Raw genomic sequence first — 812 nt, 5'->3', positions numbered from 1 at the left:
CTAAGGAAAAGATCATGAGTGAGAAAATCTATTTTAATACCTCGCAGCGTTTTAGTGTGAAGCGCAGTCTCGTCAACATCAGTACCCGCTTGCACCACACATTGGCCCCATCGCATGCGAAGAAAACGGCGCGAAAACTGCTGCTTACTCCTGCGCGTACGCAACCAAAAAATGCGGAGCCACAAGGATTAGTTAAAGCAGAAATCCAAGGGCACACTGGGGCTATCAAAACGTATTCGTTGGGTCAGGGGCCTGTGTGGGTTCTGACTCATGGTTGGTCGGGCACGGCGAGCCAGTTTTATCCGTTGATGGAACATATCGCGGCTTGTGGATTTACAGCGTTGGCTTACGATCATCCAGCTCATGGTGAAAGTGATGGTCAATATGGCCATATTCCGGGCTTTGTGCGTGGTTTGGAAGAGGTTCTCGACTCGGTAGAAGAAGGCGTCGCCGGATTGGTTGGACATAGTATGGGAACGGCGTCTGCACTTGAGTGCCGTCATCATAAGTTGGAAAACAAGCCACTGCTATTGATTGCGCCAGTGTTGAATTACGTAGAGAACTTGTTTGGCAGCATTGCGCGTTCTGGCTATTCAATGAAACTGTTCAAAGCGGGGGTATCGGAAGTGGAAGATCAGTATGGCTACCCATTGCAATCGATCGACCCGCTGAAGCGACTCTCGGAGCGAGCGGCACCCACGATCATCGTGCATGATGAGCAAGATAAATTCACTAAACACAGCATTTCCGCTCAAGCCGCTGACGAGATTGAAAATGTTGAGTTGGTGACAACACAAGGTCAAGGCCATGGG

At 49.9% G+C, this 812-nt stretch carries 1 protein-coding gene; it reads left to right on the top strand.

Annotated features, from left to right (window positions below; all coding sequences use genetic code 11):
- Positions 1-14: 14 nt before the first annotated feature.
- Positions 15-812, top strand: a 798-nt coding sequence (locus R7O13_RS25845) for an alpha/beta fold hydrolase (RefSeq protein WP_318305070.1), incomplete at its 3' end; no start/stop codon positions are given.

Source organism: Vibrio sp. Y176 (genome assembly GCF_033438945.1).
Note: the sequence above shows the minus strand (reverse complement) of the source record. Positions and strands in the feature narration are given on the sequence as shown.